Annotated in this window: 19 protein-coding genes and 2 other annotated features; of the genes, 7 read left to right on the top strand and 12 right to left on the bottom strand. The window is 37.2% G+C overall.

The annotated features are described in order from the left end of the window. Positions 1–34: 34 nt before the first annotated feature. The gene (locus ACOMA7_RS03050) at positions 35–274 is read right to left on the bottom strand and encodes a SemiSWEET family transporter (protein ID WP_250232887.1); all 240 of its coding nucleotides are present in this window, start codon (positions 272–274) and stop codon (positions 35–37) included. Between the two features lie 218 nt (positions 275–492). Here ACOMA7_RS03050 and ACOMA7_RS03045 point away from each other — a divergent pair, with 218 nt between their 5' ends. The 5 genes from ACOMA7_RS03045 (at position 493) to ACOMA7_RS03025 (ending at position 6,159) form a co-directional block, all read left to right on the top strand. Next, on the top strand, positions 493–1,077 hold the full coding sequence (locus tag ACOMA7_RS03045; protein WP_421391890.1) for a hypothetical protein: 585 nt from the start codon (positions 493–495) through the stop codon (positions 1,075–1,077). A 42-nt stretch (positions 1,078–1,119) separates the two neighbouring features. Beyond that, positions 1,120–1,347, top strand: a binding site (T-box leader). Between the two features lie 152 nt (positions 1,348–1,499). Further along, positions 1,500–2,876, top strand: a complete 1,377-nt coding sequence (brnQ, locus tag ACOMA7_RS03040) for a branched-chain amino acid transport system II carrier protein (RefSeq protein WP_421391888.1) — start codon at positions 1,500–1,502, stop codon at positions 2,874–2,876. Between the two features lie 95 nt (positions 2,877–2,971). Beyond that, on the top strand, positions 2,972–3,625 hold the full coding sequence (locus ACOMA7_RS03035) for a hypothetical protein (protein WP_421391885.1): 654 nt from the start codon (positions 2,972–2,974) through the stop codon (positions 3,623–3,625). 55 nt (positions 3,626–3,680) lie between these two features. Next, positions 3,681–3,916, top strand: a binding site (T-box leader). Positions 3,917–4,039: 123 nt separating this feature from the next. Continuing rightward, positions 4,040–5,422 (top strand): branched-chain amino acid transport system II carrier protein, encoded by a 1,383-nt coding sequence (brnQ, locus tag ACOMA7_RS03030; protein ID WP_414827076.1) that lies wholly within the window; start codon positions 4,040–4,042, stop codon positions 5,420–5,422. Positions 5,423–5,514: 92 nt separating this feature from the next. Next, positions 5,515–6,159 carry a hypothetical protein gene (locus tag ACOMA7_RS03025; RefSeq protein ID WP_421391882.1) on the top strand — a complete coding sequence of 215 codons (645 nt, stop codon included), beginning with the start codon at positions 5,515–5,517 and terminating at the stop codon, positions 6,157–6,159. 54 nt (positions 6,160–6,213) lie between these two features. On the opposite strand, the gene ACOMA7_RS03020 is transcribed toward ACOMA7_RS03025, so the two are convergent. After that, complete coding sequence (locus tag ACOMA7_RS03020) at positions 6,214–6,825, bottom strand: LemA family protein (protein WP_051592219.1); 612 nt, start codon at positions 6,823–6,825, stop codon at positions 6,214–6,216. Between the two features lie 16 nt (positions 6,826–6,841). Next, positions 6,842–7,696, bottom strand: coding sequence for a TPM domain-containing protein (locus ACOMA7_RS03015; RefSeq protein ID WP_421391878.1), 855 nt, complete (start codon positions 7,694–7,696; stop codon positions 6,842–6,844). A 125-nt stretch (positions 7,697–7,821) separates the two neighbouring features. On the opposite strand from ACOMA7_RS03015, the gene ACOMA7_RS03010 reads away from it, so the two are divergent. After that, positions 7,822–8,994, top strand: coding sequence for a tetratricopeptide repeat protein (locus ACOMA7_RS03010; protein ID WP_421391875.1), 1,173 nt, complete (start codon positions 7,822–7,824; stop codon positions 8,992–8,994). 40 nt (positions 8,995–9,034) lie between these two features. Here the strand turns inward: ACOMA7_RS03010 and pnuC are convergent, their stop codons facing one another. Beyond that, a complete protein-coding gene (gene pnuC, locus ACOMA7_RS03005; protein ID WP_034532248.1) occupies positions 9,035–9,787 on the bottom strand; it encodes a nicotinamide riboside transporter PnuC in 753 nt (250 codons plus the stop codon). Between the two features lie 208 nt (positions 9,788–9,995). Beyond that, complete coding sequence (locus ACOMA7_RS03000; RefSeq protein WP_054608490.1) at positions 9,996–10,349, bottom strand: hypothetical protein; 354 nt, start codon at positions 10,347–10,349, stop codon at positions 9,996–9,998. Positions 10,350–10,469: 120 nt separating this feature from the next. Between ACOMA7_RS03000 and ACOMA7_RS02995 the strand changes: the two genes are divergently transcribed. Continuing rightward, positions 10,470–11,840 (top strand): class II fumarate hydratase, encoded by a 1,371-nt coding sequence (locus ACOMA7_RS02995; RefSeq protein WP_421391871.1) that lies wholly within the window; start codon positions 10,470–10,472, stop codon positions 11,838–11,840. Positions 11,841–11,884: 44 nt separating this feature from the next. Here the strand turns inward: ACOMA7_RS02995 and ACOMA7_RS02990 are convergent, their stop codons facing one another. From ACOMA7_RS02990 to ACOMA7_RS02960, 7 genes are all read right to left on the bottom strand, one after another. Further along, positions 11,885–12,589, bottom strand: coding sequence for a CPBP family intramembrane glutamic endopeptidase (locus ACOMA7_RS02990; protein ID WP_263500698.1), 705 nt, complete (start codon positions 12,587–12,589; stop codon positions 11,885–11,887). Between the two features lie 103 nt (positions 12,590–12,692). Next, the gene (locus tag ACOMA7_RS02985) at positions 12,693–13,490 is read right to left on the bottom strand and encodes a CPBP family intramembrane glutamic endopeptidase (RefSeq protein WP_421391867.1); all 798 of its coding nucleotides are present in this window, start codon (positions 13,488–13,490) and stop codon (positions 12,693–12,695) included. Positions 13,491–13,587: 97 nt separating this feature from the next. Continuing rightward, positions 13,588–14,016, bottom strand: coding sequence for a DUF3021 family protein (locus tag ACOMA7_RS02980; protein ID WP_054608494.1), 429 nt, complete (start codon positions 14,014–14,016; stop codon positions 13,588–13,590). A gap of 6 nt (positions 14,017–14,022) precedes the next feature. Then, positions 14,023–14,478 (bottom strand): LytTR family DNA-binding domain-containing protein, encoded by a 456-nt coding sequence (locus ACOMA7_RS02975; protein WP_421391865.1) that lies wholly within the window; start codon positions 14,476–14,478, stop codon positions 14,023–14,025. A 33-nt stretch (positions 14,479–14,511) separates the two neighbouring features. Further along, positions 14,512–15,369 carry an ABC transporter permease gene (locus ACOMA7_RS02970; protein WP_421391863.1) on the bottom strand — a complete coding sequence of 286 codons (858 nt, stop codon included), beginning with the start codon at positions 15,367–15,369 and terminating at the stop codon, positions 14,512–14,514. After that, a complete protein-coding gene (locus tag ACOMA7_RS02965; protein WP_301945313.1) occupies positions 15,369–16,250 on the bottom strand; it encodes an ABC transporter ATP-binding protein in 882 nt (293 codons plus the stop codon). The genes ACOMA7_RS02970 and ACOMA7_RS02965 overlap by 1 nt, the downstream gene beginning before the upstream one ends. A gap of 145 nt (positions 16,251–16,395) precedes the next feature. After that, positions 16,396–18,081 carry a hypothetical protein gene (locus tag ACOMA7_RS02960; protein ID WP_421391859.1) on the bottom strand — a complete coding sequence of 562 codons (1,686 nt, stop codon included), beginning with the start codon at positions 18,079–18,081 and terminating at the stop codon, positions 16,396–16,398. Positions 18,082–18,107 lie beyond the last annotated feature (26 nt).

Genomic DNA, 18,107 nt, shown 5'->3' with positions numbered 1-18,107 from the left:
CAGACCGTTTTACGATCTGTCGTCATAAGCCTTTTTAATGAATAAACACTGTAACAAGTGTTATTAAACCAAAAATAACTCCCGGAACATTTGAAATAATTAAAGGCCAATCTTTGTAGGTCTTAAACCAACCATATAGGGTCCACAAGGTAGCGTTAATAGTGGCCACGAATGGTTGGATTGGGCTAACTGGGTTACCAGAAAAGTTTTGCATAATTTCTGGAATGTAAGCAATGTACATTAGTGATGAAGTAAAGATAGCCACTTTACTCATAATTTTTAGATTACGAATTCGTTTGTCAGAAACTTCTCTTCGTTGATTTTTTGGAACATAATTATCAATCTTCATTGTATATATCTCCTCTATGCATACTGAAAAATTGACAGCTATTATTTGGTTTATAGTATATTAATATTATATCACTGTCGTTTCAAGAGGTTTATTAAGAAAAGTATAAAATTGATTAATGTATAAATATTAGGAGAGAGTACATGAATTTAATGAATTTAATTAAATTACTAAATAGTTACGGAACTTTATTAACGATATTTTCTAGCACAATATTATTCTTCGTTGGTAAAAAAATAAGTTTCACACAAAAAATGAATCATCGTAAAGAAATAATAGATTTCTTTACTGGTGTCATTATTAAAAAGGGTAAACATCTCTACCCTGAGGTAACATTAAAAAATGTAAGGATGCAAAACGAAAAGAACTATTTATCATCCGCTACTGATAATCGTTTTATATTTGGAAAGGGATTCTTCGAAGTAAAGATGGAACTTTATGAACCTGGCATGGAAAGTTTATATTTTATCCATGAATCAATAGACCTTAATGATAAAAGTAATATAGCCTATATTCTAACTGTCCCATACAAGAACATAAAATTCTGCAGCTGCGATCCAGATGATGGACTATCTTTGTATGTAAAACGTCCCCTATTTAGATTTCCATATAAAAATGCTTATACATGCATCATAGAACACGGCCAACTTATACTAACAAAAAACAGTAAACATAATAAGAAAGTAACAAAAAGATTGAGACGCTTTTTCGCATTCAAAAAATATTAAGTTGACTTTTTTCTAATCCAGTTTTAATATAATGACAAATAAACGATTGCGATGAGAAAGTTGAGTAATAACTGACATCAACCAAAGCGAGCTTCGTCTGGTGAAAGGAAGCGTTGATCAGGTTACGAAAATCCCTTTCGAGCGATGTACTGAACAAAAAGTAAAGTGCATGGGGAGCGCCCCTTACAGCGTCAGCGTATGTTAGTACGTCAAGGTAGCTTTTTTAAGCTACGAATGTAAGGTGGTACCGTGTCGAATGACGCCCTTAGTCTAATTGTAAAGTTAGATTAAGGGCGTTTTTTTGTGCCCCGCAATCAGTTAATTAATACATAAAAAAGGAGATGATGGCATGGATAGTCCGATTGACATTTTACACATAGCGATTCAATTCAAACACATACAATTTTTAAAGGAGATTTTTTATGGAAGACTTAAACAAAAAGCCATTATCAGTAAAACAATATTTAGTCGTCAGTTCACTGTTATTCGCACTATTCTTTGGTGCTGGTAACTTAATTTTCCCACTTCACTTAGGCCAACTAGCTGGTGCTCATTGGTTCACCGCCATGCTTGGTTTCTTATGTACAGGAGTGGTATTACCCTTACTATCAGTTCTAGCCATCAGTGTGACTCGTTCAAAGGGTGTCTATGACATTGGAACCCCACTGGGATCAACATTTGCATTGGTATTCATGGTATTAATCCACGCTACCATCGGACCTTTATTTGGTACCCCTCGTACCGCTACCGTTCCTTTTGCAGTCGGTGTTCAACCATTACTACCAAGTAACTTTATGCACTATGGTTTGCTAGTATTCTCATTTCTATTCTTTCTAGCCGCATTCCTTCTTTCATACAAGGAATCATCAATCATGGCTAGTGTTGGTAAACTATTGAACCCTATCTTTTTAGTATTACTATTCGTAGTATTCTTCTTGGCATTTCTACATCCAATGAGCTCAGCAGGTATCCAACCGGTCACCGCAGCTTATCAAAGTGGATCATTCTTCAATGGTTTCTTGGAAGGTTACAACACCATGGATGCCCTAGCCGGACTTGCCTTCGGTGTCACTGTCGTAACCGCCGTTAACCAACTTGGTAAGACTAACCCACTTAGCAACGCCAAAGTAACTGCCAAAGCCGGTTTCCTAGCCGAAGCACTAGTCGGATTAATCTACGTTGTCCTAATCTGGTTGGGTGCCACTACCCTAGGTCATTTCAAGGCATCAGCAGATGGTGGTGTTGCCTTTAACCAATTAATGACTTACTACCTAGGTGCAACTGGACACGCACTACTAGCCACACTACTAACCCTTACATGTCTAACTACTGCGATGGGATTAGTTGCCGCATTCGCCCAAGATTTCCACAAACATTTCCCAGCATTAAGCTACGTTCAATGGTTAGGACTAATGTGTGCCGCATCATTTCTAACTGCTAACTTTGGACTAGATACCATCATCCAATGGTCAACTCCAATGCTAATGTTCCTATACCCATTCGCAATGGTATTAATCCTACTATCAGTATTCTCACCACTATTCAAACGTGATTCAGTCGTCTACTTCTGGGTCGTATTATTAACCACTGTGCCAGCATTGATGGACATGTTAGCATCATTTCCACCAGTCGTATCACAAAGTGCATTTGCCAAAATGGTCGGCAACTTCCAACAAAGTTATCTTCCATTGGCATCAATCGGAATGGATTGGGTACCATTTGCGGTCGTAGGTTTACTACTTGGCCTAATGTGTCACTGGTACAAAAATAAAAAATATTTACAAACCGTTACAGACTAACGTTTAAACAAACAATCAGAGTTGAGCGAAATGTTCAACTCTTTTTTTATTGTTCAAGAGTGATAACATACTTAAGTAAGAAAGGAAGTGCTATTTTGAACAGTAAAAAAGTAATCATTTCTGTTATATCAATTGTTGCTGTTTTAATCCTAGGAACAGTGGCGTTTGCATCAGTTAAAAATAACGATCAAACCCATAATACTGCTGAATCAAGCAGCTCAAAGGCAACAAGTTCTACTGTATCAACTAGCAGTAGTTCATCTTCTATGTCATCTAGTTCAAGCAGCAAAAAAGAAACTGCTAAGAAAAAAGAACAACCAAAGCAATACACTATTCCAATTCCTGCTAGTCCAATCTACAAACCAATCACCCGTGATTTCTACGGTGACTGGTACTACGGTAATCAAGCCAAGATTCAAGTCGGCGACTACATCTTTAGGGGTGATCATCCAACCGACCCAGTATCTGGTCCAGGTCCATTGGTAATGGAAAGATACCGTACAACTAACGCCGTGTACATCAGATCATTATATGAAATCAACACATACTGGCCTGCTACACTTAAGGTTAATGGTGACGAAAGTTATAATGTCATGGTCACAAGTAACGCCGACAAGTTCACTGATTTCAAGATCTACACATCGGTTCCTACCAAGCAACCAATTAAGGAATACGTCTTTAAACAAAGTCATCCTGAATTAGTAGACAAGAAATTCATTTCTACTGATGAATTAGATTCTCTAAAATAAAATTTGACTTTCATAAATTTTGCTGATATATTTTTTATATTCAATAAATCAGTTTAAAAAAGCGATGAAAAAGCAGAGTAACAATTCGGCTAGTTCAAGAGAGTCCCTACTTTCTGGAAACGGGATAACTACTAAATTGCGAAAGTATCTTTGGAGCTATATACCGAAATCCGTTGGAGAGTAACGTATATTGGGTACACCCATTACAGTGTTAGCGTATGTTAGTACGTGAAGTGGCTAGACTATTTGTCTAGCAATTAAAGGTGGTACCGTGCACAAAGCACCCTTGGTTCAATACGAGCTAAGGGTGCTTTTTTATTGCTTTAAAAAAAGGAGATGATGGTTATGAAAAACGTTGTGAGTAGTTAGCACATATAACAAATCAAGAACACAATTATTAAAGGAGCGCTTATTATGCAAGACGAAATCAAAGACATTAATACAAAACCATTGTCAATCAAACAATATCTAATCATCGGTTCAATGCTATTCGCACTATTCTTCGGTGCGGGTAACCTAATCTTCCCAATTCACTTGGGTCAATTATCAGGTGCCAACTGGGTACCTGCCATGCTAGGTTTTCTAGCTTCCGGGGTATTATTACCACTACTTTCAGTTCTATCAATCAGTATCTCTCGTGCCAAGGGAGTATACGACATTGCCAAACCACTGGGACCAGTATTTGCAATCATTTTCTTGGTATTAGTTCATTCAACATTGGGACCATTGTTTGCCACACCTAGAACTGCCAGCGTTAACTTCACAGTTGGGATTCAACCATTCATCCCTGATCACTACATCAAACTAGCAATGTTTATCTTCACCGCACTATTCTTCATTGCTACATTCTATCTATCATATCGAACATCAAGTATCATCGATAACCTAGGTAAGATTTTAAACCCATTATTCTTGGCACTATTGTTCCTAGCCTTCTTATTGGCATTCTTACATCCAATGGGTGCTGCTTCAGCACAACCAGTTACCCAAGCTTACCAACACCAATCATTCTTCAATGGTTTCTTGCAGGGTTACAACACCATGGATGCATTGGCTGGTTTAGCCTTTGGGGTTACCGTTGTTTCCGCTGTTAACCAACTAGGAAAGACATCTCCTAAGTCAAATGCAAAGGTAACTGCCAGAGCCGGTCTAATCTCCGAAGCATTGGTTGGAATCATCTACATCATCCTAATCTGGATTGGTGCCACTTCATTGAACCTATTCAAGATTAGTACTGATGACGGTGGAACTACTTTCAACCAATTCATGGGTCACTACTTAGGAATTACCGGCCACGCCTTACTAGCAACATTGATGACTCTAACCTGTGTTACCACAGCCGTAGGACTTGTTGCTGCGTTCGCCCAAGATTTCCACGAACACTTCCCTCGTTTCTCATACCACCAATGGTTAGCATTTAACTGCTTCGTATCATTTATCATTGCAAACGAAGGTCTATCACTTATCATCACTTGGTCAACTCCAGTATTGATGTTCCTATATCCATTTGCAATTGTATTAATCATCCTAGCACTATGCTCACCACTATTTAAAAAGGATAGAAACGTTTACCTATTCACCATTATCTTTACTCTAATCCCAGCATTCTTCGATATGTTGGCAGCCTTTCCACCAGTTATCTCAAACATCTCTTTCATCCGTGCATTAATCAATGCGGAACAAAAGATTTTACCGTTTGCCTCAATTGGTATGGACTGGGTAATTCCAGCTATCGTTGGTGCCATCATCGGATTAATCATCTGCAAGACTTCCGGTCATAAGGAAGCCAAAATTTAATAAAAACTTAACGGCTATCCACTGGGGGTAGCCGTTTTATTTGCGATAAAAAGTGCTAAAATAAAGTTGTATAAATTACGTGGAGGCGCAATATGAAAAAATTATCAATTATTGGATTTGCTTTATTAGCAGTTGTAACACTTAGCGCATGTTCAAATTCCAAGACTAAGCAAGAAGCGGATCAATCAACTAAACCCACTAAGTACGTTAAATTAATAAACGAAAACAACCAAACTAAACTGGTCACTAAAAAAGGTAGCATTACTTTCTACAAGACCTATCGTGGTACTAGCTACGATAACAATGGTAAGAAACGTTTCGACATGGCTCTATACAGTTTCAAAGCCACTAACAATTCAGATAAGATGTTAACCGCTGGCCAAATCGTAAACAACACTAAACTACTAGCTTCAGCTAAGGTTGATGGTAAGGACAAGAAGCTAGATCAACCACTTGCCTACTCATCTGCTTACACCAACAAGAATGCCAATGAACAAGCCAAATTGAATCGCTATGAACAAAGTTGGGAAAACGAACCCATTCGCCCACATCAAACAATTATCGTAACTAGTCCAGATGCCTTTCAATTGGTCGATAAAGGTAACAACGAAGATATACTGGTAGTTACTCAAGACAACTACACTAAGAAATCCGTTATCAGTCAAAAGCACAACAAACTATCACTATCACAAATTCACACTAAGAAAGTTAATAAAGCTATCGACATCGTGAAGTAATAAAAAAACGTTGAGAAATTAATCTCAACGTTTTTTATTTTTGCGTATATATAATTAGAAGTTAACTGATGGTGCGTTTTGAGCGTTTGAATCAGCTGTGAAGTAGTTAACCTTCTTGTGACCAGTCATTCCAGCAACAATTGAACCTGGGAACTTAACAATCTTGTCATTGTAAGCCCTAGCTGCTTGGTTGTATCTGTTTCTTTCAACACTGATACGGTTTTCACTACCTTCTAGTTGAACCATTAATGTTTGCATGTTTGAGTTAGATGCAAGGTTTGGATATGCTTCCTTAATTGATCCAACCAAGATGTTCAATGAACGTTCTTGAGTGTTCAAGGCGTTTACCTTATCGGAAGTTGAACTGGCATTATTGTATTGGTTCTTGGCGTTGTAGTATTGAGTACGCGCCTTAGTGATGTCGCTGTATACTGATTTTTCTTGTTTTTGTTGACCCTTAACGGCGTTAACCAAGTTAGGGATTAAATCAGCACGACGTTGTAGGACTGTTTGGACTTGACCTAATTGTTCTTCAACGCCTTGTTCACTGGTAGCCATGCTGTTAGCAGACTTGATGAAGCCACCAATTAAAGCAAATAATAAAACGACAACAACTGCTAGTGATATGAACCAGCCTTTTTTGTAAAATGGTTTATTTTCAATCATAATTTATCTCCTTAATTTAAATTGAGGAACCTCCGCCCCCAAAGTTTCCGCCGCCTCCAGACGAGCTAAATCCACCTGATGATCCACCACCAAATGAACCGCCTCTACCGGAGCCACCTAATCCACCGAGCAATGCGCCTAATAAGAATGCATCTCCGGAATCATAGCGACCACCGCCGCCACCGCCATTACGGTGGTTATCGTCGTCATCGCCATTACTCTTTAATACCCAGATGGCAGTTCCAATAATAACTAAAATCACGAGTGCCAATAAAACACCGGCAAATGTGTTGTTATTATTTTTCTCTGCCTCTGCCTTGGCGTCATTTAATGACTTGTTGGCATAGCGCTTGTCTAGAATAGTGGATACCTGGTTAAAGGTATTTTGCAATCCTTGGTTAATCTCATCGTTGCTGCTTGATTTCAACAACGACTTGTTAGCCTGTAGGATTTGGTTGGTGGTAGCATCTGGTAGGATGTCTTCAACACCGTATCCGGTGGAGATACGGACATTGTTCTTACCACCGTTTTGGGCAAATAGGATTAATACCCCATTGTCCAAACCTTTCTTACCAAATTTCCATCTAGCGTTGTCTAGCAAGCTATCGGAATAGCCGTCAATATCTTGATTCCCGGTACTTTTCACGGTCATCATGACAATTTGAGGTTGTGTTTTAGTTTTTTGATATTCTTTTTCTTTATTAATTACCAATTGTTTTGTCTTATCAGTCAATATATTGGCATAATCATCAACAACATACTCTTTGGTAGGTGTTGGATTGGTGCTTTCTGCATGCGTTGTAACTGGTACAAACCACATCAAAGCAACCAATGGCAAGACAATCGAAGCCAGCCATTTCAGTCTTTTCAATCTATCTCCTCGCTTCCCCCTTTTGATTAGCTTCAATATTACATAAATCCATATTAATAGTAAAGTTTTTTATTTTCGCAAAAATGATTATAATAGATATATAAATTCAAGTCAGGAGTTTTCAAATGGACGCTATTGAATTGGGTAAAGACAAAGCCCAACAATTAAATAAATTCATCGAATTAGCTACACAATGTATCGATGACAATAAAAGAGACGACGCCATTTCTTTACTAAGCTCTGCTATCTCACAATACCCAGCAGGGGTTATGACTACTGAAGAAATCGAAGGAAAAATTCCAAGTCGTTCTGAAATTTTAACTAAACTAGGAATTATTTTTACAGAATCCGGCTCATCATTAGATCCAACCGGAGTACATCTATTTCAACAAGCAATCTTATACGATAGCAAGTACGTGGCTGCCAACTATTACTTAGGTAAAATCCTAATGAATAACGGCAACATTGCCGAAGCAAACGAACTAATGGAACGCGCCTTGAACAACAGTGTTGAAGGCGATCGTTTCTATGGTCCAGCTCAAAAGGCAATCGAAGAAATGACCGATATGACTGACAGCAAGGATCCAATCTTTGCTACCGACTACCTTATCGGTCAATCAATGTCACACGCTCTAATCGATAGTCCCATCGGAACATTCAAGAAGATGAGCTTTGACAAGATTGAAAACAAATACGATGCAAATGTTCAAATGTTTCCAACCGATGCCACTACCGAAAAGCTAAACGGCATTCGTGAATTCAACTCTAACCACGGGTTTGAACAAACCAGCTTCGAAGAGTTCCTACCAGCCCACCTACCATTGTTCGAAGAACACAATCATCTTTCATTAATGCTAGGCGAAGGATATACCCTAATCGACATGGGAGCGGAAATTTATGACGTTTGTGGTCTAAACATCGAACCTCAATTGACGTTTACATTCTACAAACTAATTAATAATGAAACAAACTGCTACTCATACCTATTATTAGCCGGTAAGAGTCCATTGGAATTAAAGGATCGACAACTAAGCGCAGACGAAAAATTTGAATACGACACCCGTATTTTTGACGTCTACAAGAATAAGATTTTCTTTGATTCAGACAATATGATTAAGTTCTCTCTTGCACTAGCCAAGGACTATTTCAATGATGATATTACATTGGATAACATCAAAAACAAGTCCATCAACGGTGTTAAGGATGAAACATTTAACCAATTACTAGAAATTCATGATGACTTCAACATTAACGATTCACGTGTTCGAATCATCATCGATACAGATATCAAAGCATAATAAAAAAGCTACCAATAATTGGTAGCTTTTTTTGTGATTATTAAGCGTCAGCTTCCACTTTTTCAGCGTAAGCTTGTTCTTCCTTCATTAAACGTTTCTTTTCGCGTTCGTTGAACCATGGAGAAACAGTGAAGGCTAGGATATCGTTAGCAACGTAAATTGCTGAGTTAACAAACATCGCAAGAGTTGCTGATCCTTCTCTGAATGTGATGAACCATAGAACGACTTGGGCTAGACCTGAAGCTAACCACCAGAAGTATTGGTTGTTGTAACGTAGGAAACAGATGATTCCGGCAGTTAAACAAACAGCAAAACTAAAGGCATCGTAGAATGGACGTGGTTCGTTAGTAAGTGCTTTGATTGCGAAACCAGAAATTAGGTAAACGGCTAGAGTGAAGATAATTGAAATTGCCCAACTCTTAGCAGTGAACTTTCTAATCTTTGAAACCATGTTCACGTTCCAGTCTGTACTTAATAGCACTGGAATGTCTAATGTAATAACGTATGCTAATTGTTCACCGATACTTAAGTAGTTCTTTGCTGAGAAACCAACAATGATGAAACAAATTGCTGATAGAATTCCCAACACCCCGTTAACTGACTTAGCAGCGTTAATTGCAAGGACACATAGTACCCCTAAGGTAGTACCGATGAAAGTTAAAATTGAAAGCCATGTAATTGGTGCATTTACCAATGTCATAACTTGAGCACCTAAACTAAAGAAGAATAAGTAGTAATTTTGTTGTGGCCAACCCTTTAGTTGGTGGGCCAAAAATTTAAAATAAGCTGACACAATGAAAAACCCCTATCTCTATATTTGGAACCTAAAATATGTATGCATACAATATATAGTGTTCTTTCTTAAAAACAACACTATATATACTACCATGCTCAATATTTTTTGCAAGGGTCTCAAAAGTCGAGATAGGGGTCAAATTACCGAAATTACAGTAATAATTAAATATTAAATTTTTTATTTTTATTTTTGAAACTATCTGTGGTTATTTTGCGTCAATTACGACAGAACCAGCTAGTGTGCTGATCAACATAAACACAATAATTCCGACCGCGGAATCGTCAAATAGTTTTACTGACAGAATCACTGAAATTAATAGCACCAAAAAGAAGATGATTGATTCTAACAATTGGTTACTTGATTGCTTTTGCACGTGGAAAAGAAAATAAACCACCCTGTTAGCCCTGTTAAACAAGACTACCAAGAAGTATACCAATAGTAATAACAATCCAGTCAGAAACCAGTTAAATTTAAGCAATTCTGACACCAAAACTACGATGGATAACGGCATCCATAAGACAAGTAGTTCAGCGATAAAAAATCTTAAGTCTATATGCATGATATATTGCTACTCCTACATAATATGTATATTCTATTGTATCATTTGGATAATGTTTTCGGTAGTAAGAGCTAAGGAAAATGGCTATAATTATCGTATATTCTAATAAAAGGACTTGATATGATGGAATTTCGCATTGAACACGATTCATTAGGTGAGGTTAAAGTCCCTAAAGACGCTTTATTTGGCCCCCAAACGCAACGTAGTCTACTTAATTTTAACATTGGTCGTACCATGCCAATGGAAGTTATCTATGCACTTTTGAAGATTAAAAAAGCCGTCGCTTTTGTTAATCACAACAATAAAACACTAGATGATGAAAAGTATATCGCCATCAATGAAGCAATCGATAAATTAATTGATGGCGATTATAAGGATGCCTTCCCACTTCACGTTTATCAAACTGGTAGTGGAACTCAGACCAACATGAACGTCAATGAAGTAGTAGCAAATATGGCCAACCAACTACATCCAAACGCCCATGTTCATCCAAATGATCACGTCAATCAATCACAAAGCTCAAATGACACTTTCCCTACTGCCATGATGATGGCAGCATATCAAGCCACCAATAGTGTCATTAAAACAGTTAAAAACTTAATCGCATCATTTGATAAGAAACAAACTGAGTTTGCATCAATCATCAAGATTGGCCGTACCCACCTACAAGATGCTACCCCTATTACAGTAGGCCAAGAAATCAGTGGTTGGAAATCAACACTAGAACACGACGTTGTGACGCTAAACGCCATCAAACAATCATTACTAGAATTACCAATCGGTGGAACCGCCGTCGGTACTGGTCTAAACACCAAGCGCGGATTTGACCAAGACGTTGTTGAGACCATCAATCATAACGAAAAAACCAACTACAAAGTGGCAGAAAACAAGTTCCACGGACTAGCCGACCATTCCGAAATCACTTCGGTTCACGGTATTTTTAAGACGTTAGCATCCGATTTAATCAAGATTGGAAACGACATCCGTTTTCTTTCTTCCGGACCACGTGCTGGATACAACGAACTATCAATTCCAAGTAACGAACCGGGATCATCAATCATGCCCGGTAAGGTCAACCCCACTCAAATCGAAGCATTGACGATGGTCTCAGCGAAGGTCTTTGGAAACGACGCTACCATTACTTTTGCTAACAGCCAAGGTAACTTCGAAATGAACGTCTACAAGCCAATCATCATCGACAGCTTCTTAGAAAGTACCGAATTATTGAATGAATCAATCAAATCATTCACCGAAAAATTAGTCGATGGTTTAACCGTCAACGTCGATCGCATCAACGAACTATTAAATAACTCTCTAATGCTAGTGACCGCTCTAAGCCCTCACATCGGTTACGAAAAGAGTGCCAAAATCGCCCAATGGGCTGAAAAAAATAACACCACTCTAAAGGAATCAGCTAAACACTTTAATATTAACAAAGCAGATTTTGACAAATGGGTCAACGTTTCAAACATGACTCATCCAAACAAATAATTTCACGTAAACAAAAAGCAATGCCCGAATCAGGCATTGCTTTTTTAGTGATAATAGTAATAAGCAACAATCGATATCGTCACGGCATTTAATACTATGTGCATCAGAATTGCGGCCCTAACGTTTCTAGTCTGGTTATATAGCCAGGCCATCCAAAAACCATATTGGGCAAAGAATATAAACGAGAATAAATTATGATATCTCATATGGAATAAACCATAGAATAATGCTGAGATAATCTCGCCTAACCATCGCCACTTGTCGGAGAACGCCACGTCAAGGATGTAGGCTCTAAATACCAGTTCCTCTAGAATTGGCGACAAGAAGACGAACCCAAGAACCAATAAAACCATCGACCATGTATTGTCATACAGATCTTTTGAAAAGTGAATTGCTTCAATTTGGAATCGGTTTTGGAAGAAAATGTCGAACATGAATATATACGCTTGGGCAATTAAAAATGCCATCACAGTTGCGAAAGCTGTTAGTTGATAGTCCTTTAGACTTAGCATCTTAAATATATTCCCATTACCGTATCGTCTGTACGCGTAAACCGCAAAGTTTAGCATAATGATGTAGGCACCAAAGAATTCAATAGTTAAAGCCACATTATTAACGTTGACCTGATTAGATTGAATATATTGAACTGGAATAAACTGAATTGAACTAGCAACCATGCAGATTAGGCAAAAGCCAATAAAACCACGTTTTAAGAGGTGGTCCGATCTCCAAGTGTCATTGCTACGCACCGTTCATCCTTCTTTCTAGATGTTATCAATGAAAAACATTTTTAAACTCTTAATTTTTATACTCTTATATAATACTCAAGAGGTATTTTACCATTGAACGGTGCTATAATTTCTTAAGTTTTGGTAAAATTTTGTTGTCAGATGGCTTGTAATTAATGATTGAGAGTGCCACGATTGAATATATCAATACATACATAGATAGCCCCCACCATTGGTTAGTTTGGACACTTGTATAATTGGTTGCTGACATTCCCTTAATCAATGTCACCAAGAAATCATAAATAAAGTGAAGCACCATTGGAACGATGATGGTCCCACTCTTAATGTATACGGCACCCAATAGCATTCCTAATGCGGCTGCATTGACCACTTGAAGAGAGGTAAAACCAAATGATTGGCTGGTAAGGTTAATGTAGTGGAAACCACCAAAAATTAACGCAGAAATAACCAAACTGGTAATGATTCTCCATTGATCAGTTGATTTTCTCGTCATTAGTTTTAATACAAATGCTAGAATGATTCCTCTAAACATCAATTCTTCAGGCAATGCCGCAATGGTGCCGACGTCTAATGCAATCCAGAAGTTCTTATGCGTAAAACATGTAAGTACGATGGTAAAGCAGATAACTAGAAATACTAGCCACCCCACCTTGGTCTCACTGGGTTTGAAGAATATCTTTTGTTTGATAATCCAGTAGTTCAATAAACAAATTACCAAAATTGACACAATCTTGTAGATGTTTAAGTAAGTGTAGAAGTGTTCGACTGGATTGAAGGCAAATAGATGGAACACAAATTTATAAACATGTGGCATCACGTAATCATCGATTAACAATTCTGCAATCAAGATGATTGGAATTAAGATCCATTTCCAATTATCCTTAATCTTTTGGTTTAACATTTAATCACATCCGTTAAATTAATTATAGGTTCATTCTATCATACTAAGTTAAAACAAAATAAAAGCAGCCATTATCGGCTGCTTTTTTAAGCTCTTCTTAATTATTTTTTTGGTTCATTTTTTGTTTACGTTTAGTGATTTCATCATTAATTTCTCTAGTAGAACGATGAAACATAGCGATGCTACTGCTACAAATAATCACATAAATGACTATGAATTCAACGGTAAAGGTGGTAAAGATGTTTGGATTCCAAAAATCAAAATATGGTGTAATTACGAGATTCAATGCGACAACAATCATGTATGATAAAGCACCATGAATGACAAATTCCCATACAATACCGATTCTTTCACTCTTAAATATCACACTCAATAATCCGATTAATCCACTTGCGAATAAAAAGATTAACCTATCAGATATGTTATAGGAACTGCTATTAAAGTATAATCCGGTAACTACATATAAAAATGATCCATACAACATCCCCATAAAGAAACGCTTAAATAGATTCCAAAATAAGTTCATAATTTCTCACATCCTTAGACTTTTCTTCAAACCAGGTAAATACTTACGACTAACATTTAACTTTAAATCATTAGTTAAAAATGCCGTCATGTTTCCCGAAAATGCTGTTTCCATATAATCTAAGTGATCAATATTGATAATCGCGGATTTACTGATTTGAATAAAGTGATGTTTTTTCAATTTTTCATACATATCTTTTAAAGTCCCAGTGGTGACAAACTGTTCCTCAGTGGTGTAGATATTCAATTCATTTTGATAGACCTCAATGCCGACAATATCATCAACAGCAATCATCTGAACACGGTCGTTAGTATTAACTGGAAGCCAATTATCATTTTCATTCGATGCATCCTTTAGCATCGATAATAGGTCAATGACTTCAGGGGTTAGTTCTTTGGCACTGACCATCACGTTGATTTCGTCATCGTTCAATCGACCATCCTTATTAAAATCAATCTTCAATCTACCCACCTCCTTTTTTATATCTTATCATAACTACTTTGCATTTTTTCTAAATCTAGTTAGCATCACAAATGCAATTAGGAAAACACCGATAAATGATACGCATACCCATGCATCCCCGATTGATTTTTCAAAGCCATTAATCACAAGTCCCATTGTGGATTTAAAATTACTTAGCACGTGACTATCCACATGTTGAAAACTCGTCTTTATTTGTGAGTCCATCAAAATATTTCTTACCAGCGAAGCATCGTAAGGAGCTGGTGTATACTTTAGAATCTTGCTGGCACCACTTGGAAGCAATCCTAATGGCATGTAGACTCCCGCAAAGAAACCCGCAGAACTGGAAATAATCGCATTCAATGACGGGATTACTGATGCCTTTTTAACAAACATCAAGATAATCATGTTGAAGAGTGTCCAAACCACACTACCAATCAACATTGCGCCCAATAGTTGACCCGAAATAGCAAAGTTAAAGGGAAGTTGATCCATCAACATGAATAAAACGGATAGGATGATATAAACAATTACCTGCATCATCAAGCCAATCAAAGTGGCACTAATGACGTAGCTCATATCAATCACTGATTTATTCGCATTGGTCATCATTAGATCATCCATGCGTTTACTTTCAATATCATAGATTCTTTGGTGCAAAGCATCCCCAGTAGTTGTGATGGCAGTAATCGCAATGGTTCCACCAATTAACCAATAATCCAGTAGTTTGACCCCATCATCAATACCTGTCCATCCCTTTTGAATGTTATTTTTCAAGAAAACCACGTACAAGACCACCGAGATTAGTGCACCCATTAGTGAAAAGATAATGCGCTTTCTATCACTAAAATATAATTTCAAATTACGATTGATTAAACTAGCTAAAATCATTACTTAATCTCCTTTCCGGTCAAAGCAATAAAGATATCGTCCATTGATCCGTGAATATATTCAAAGTCTGAAATATCATTTTTGTATTCTTCTATAATGCTGATTGCTTCTTGATATGAATTAACTTTTAATAACACCTTATTGTGCAAAACTTTAACGTCATCAAGCATGGATAATTTATCCACAGTGGATAAGTCGTTTACGTAAAGTATCAATGTATTCTGTGCATAACGCGCCTTTAGATTGTCAACAGTATCAGAGGCTACAATCTTTCCCTTATCCAGTACATATACCCAATCAGATTGATCAGCTTCTTCCAAGTAGTGAGTTGTCAATATAATGGTTAATCCCATTTCATGGCGTAGCTCATTTAGCACTTCCCAAATTTTATTTCTGGTCTGAATATCTAAACCAGTTGATGGTTCATCCAAAAATAATAATTTTGGCTTACTTAGCAATGCACGCGCAATATCGACACGTCTTCTTTGTCCACCGGATAATGAGCCATACTTTTGTTTTTGAATGGATTTGATTTCTAACTTATCTAGCAAATCCTTTTGAAAATCAGCATCAAAATTCTTATAAAGTCTGCCAGCAATCTTTAGGTTATCTTCGACAGATAAAGATTTATCTAGAACACTATTTTGGAAGACAACACCTAATGAATCGTTGTAATTTTTATCATTGGGGGTCAAACCGTTTAGTTGAATCTCTCCTTCATCTGGTTTTAATAGACCAATTAACATGTTAATAGTTGTCGATTTTCCGGCTCCGTTATGACCTAGAAAAGCGACAAGTTGACCATCATTAATTTGCAAATCGATGTGATCAACTGCAATTTTATTCTTGAATGTTTTAGTTAAACCTTTTACTTCTAACATTTACCTGACCTCCTATTCGATATGGTAATAATAAGTCAATGGAGGAAATAAATAATGCAATATTGGATAAGTGGTATTTTTTACTCGCTAAGTGGTAATAAAGACAAAATAAAAACCACAAGTTATATCGACTTGTGGTTTTTTATTATTTATTCTTGTTAAACACGTACTTCTTAACAATTGCGGCAATTAATAAAACAATTCCAATAATCGCAAACAAGTATGAAAGTAGTTCTTTCTTGGTTCTGTGAACGATGATTTGGACGTGATGACGGCCAGCTGAAAGATGAGAAATCGTTAGTAGAGAATGCTTGTTATCCTTGGTCTTAACGACCCTACCATCGACGCGTACTTCGTAAGCAATCCCCTTGTAGTGTAGGAATGGCAATGCCATTTTCTTAATCGAAACTGGTGCTTTAAACGAGTACTTACCATCACCTAATAGCTTCACTTTTAGTCGTTGATTACCGTTATAGGTGGCAATGTGCTTATTAGTGTTGTCGTAGTACTTCACGGCAGAACTTGGATAGTAATCGACTACTCCGACATTACTGAAAATCATGTTGTGGAAATCCTGATTGTTATTCAAACGATAGGGCTTACCGTCTTCGACAAACTTATGGTTCAATTCAAAGTTGTTCTTGGTTTGGTTAACCACTGAAGTTTGCGCTTGGAGTTGAAGTAGAACAATGCCAAGTGTTGCAACAACAATCGCGGTCCATGCATAAGATGACTTCTTAAATATCTTCACGATAATTTCAGCAAAGATGTAGCAGAAGATTAGTTGAGGAATGATATTCAAACGCCAAGTGAATTGAAGTGAATCATTAATGCCAGTCTTCGCAATCAAATCCCATGGGAATAACTTACTGCATAAGACTAGAAAACCGATTCCGACTAATAATAATTGCTTAGAGTATTTACCCAAACGTCTGAAGAAGATAATGCCAAACACCAATCCCAATAGATTAATCACATTGAAGAATGGTCCAACACTGTTTTGAATAATCGATAGATACCAGGTGTAAGTACTGGTACCACTCACTTTCCAATACGATGGTGGGAAGTTAATCGAATTGTTTCCAACAATAATGATAAACGGAATCCAGTATAGTGCTGTTAGTAACACGGTTAATACGACTGCCTTCACAAGTGCAATCACCTTGTCCTTGTGTAGTAGCTTAACGATGTTAATCAGTGCCATGACGATTAAGAAGAAAATCGCAATAGCGGTATTCACCACGTGACACATAATGATGGCACTCATCCCAAAACTCAATTCAATCCAGTCACTTTTTTCTAATAGGTTTAAGAAACCGAATAAAATTAAAGGCAAGTAAATCATGGATGATGAACGGCCAATATCGTAACTAATAACAGCGTGAAACAAAATGGTCGCTGCCAATGTGTATCCGGATGCAAAGATGAAGCTGATTTTGCGGTTTCTGTTATAACTGTAACTAGCGAAATATGCCACAAGTAATGCAAAGAAGTTTCTTAGAATCAAGACGATATAAACCAACGGAATAAACGATTTGATTACTAATGAAAGTAAAGCAATTGGTAGCATCCCTAACTGTGGATACAATGCCATTACGGCAGAACCAGTTTGGTTATATTGATTTAATGCTACAAGTGGGAACGGACTCTTGTTAATTAACGATTCACGCAAGTCCCAAATGCGTTCCCAGTGGAAATGCATATCAGATCCCATGACAATAAACTTGTAGTGCCACATGATTGTGACACTTAATAATGACATGACCATAAAAATAAGGATGACAATTCCGTGATTGCGCCAGAAGTCATGCAGTCTACTTTTTTGATTCATTATAATTAAATTCCCCTAATCGCTCT

The sequence above is a fragment of the Apilactobacillus intestinapis genome (genome assembly GCF_049166695.1).
Classification (GTDB): domain Bacteria; phylum Bacillota; class Bacilli; order Lactobacillales; family Lactobacillaceae; genus Apilactobacillus; species Apilactobacillus kunkeei_C.
Note: the sequence above shows the minus strand (reverse complement) of the source record. Positions and strands in the feature narration are given on the sequence as shown.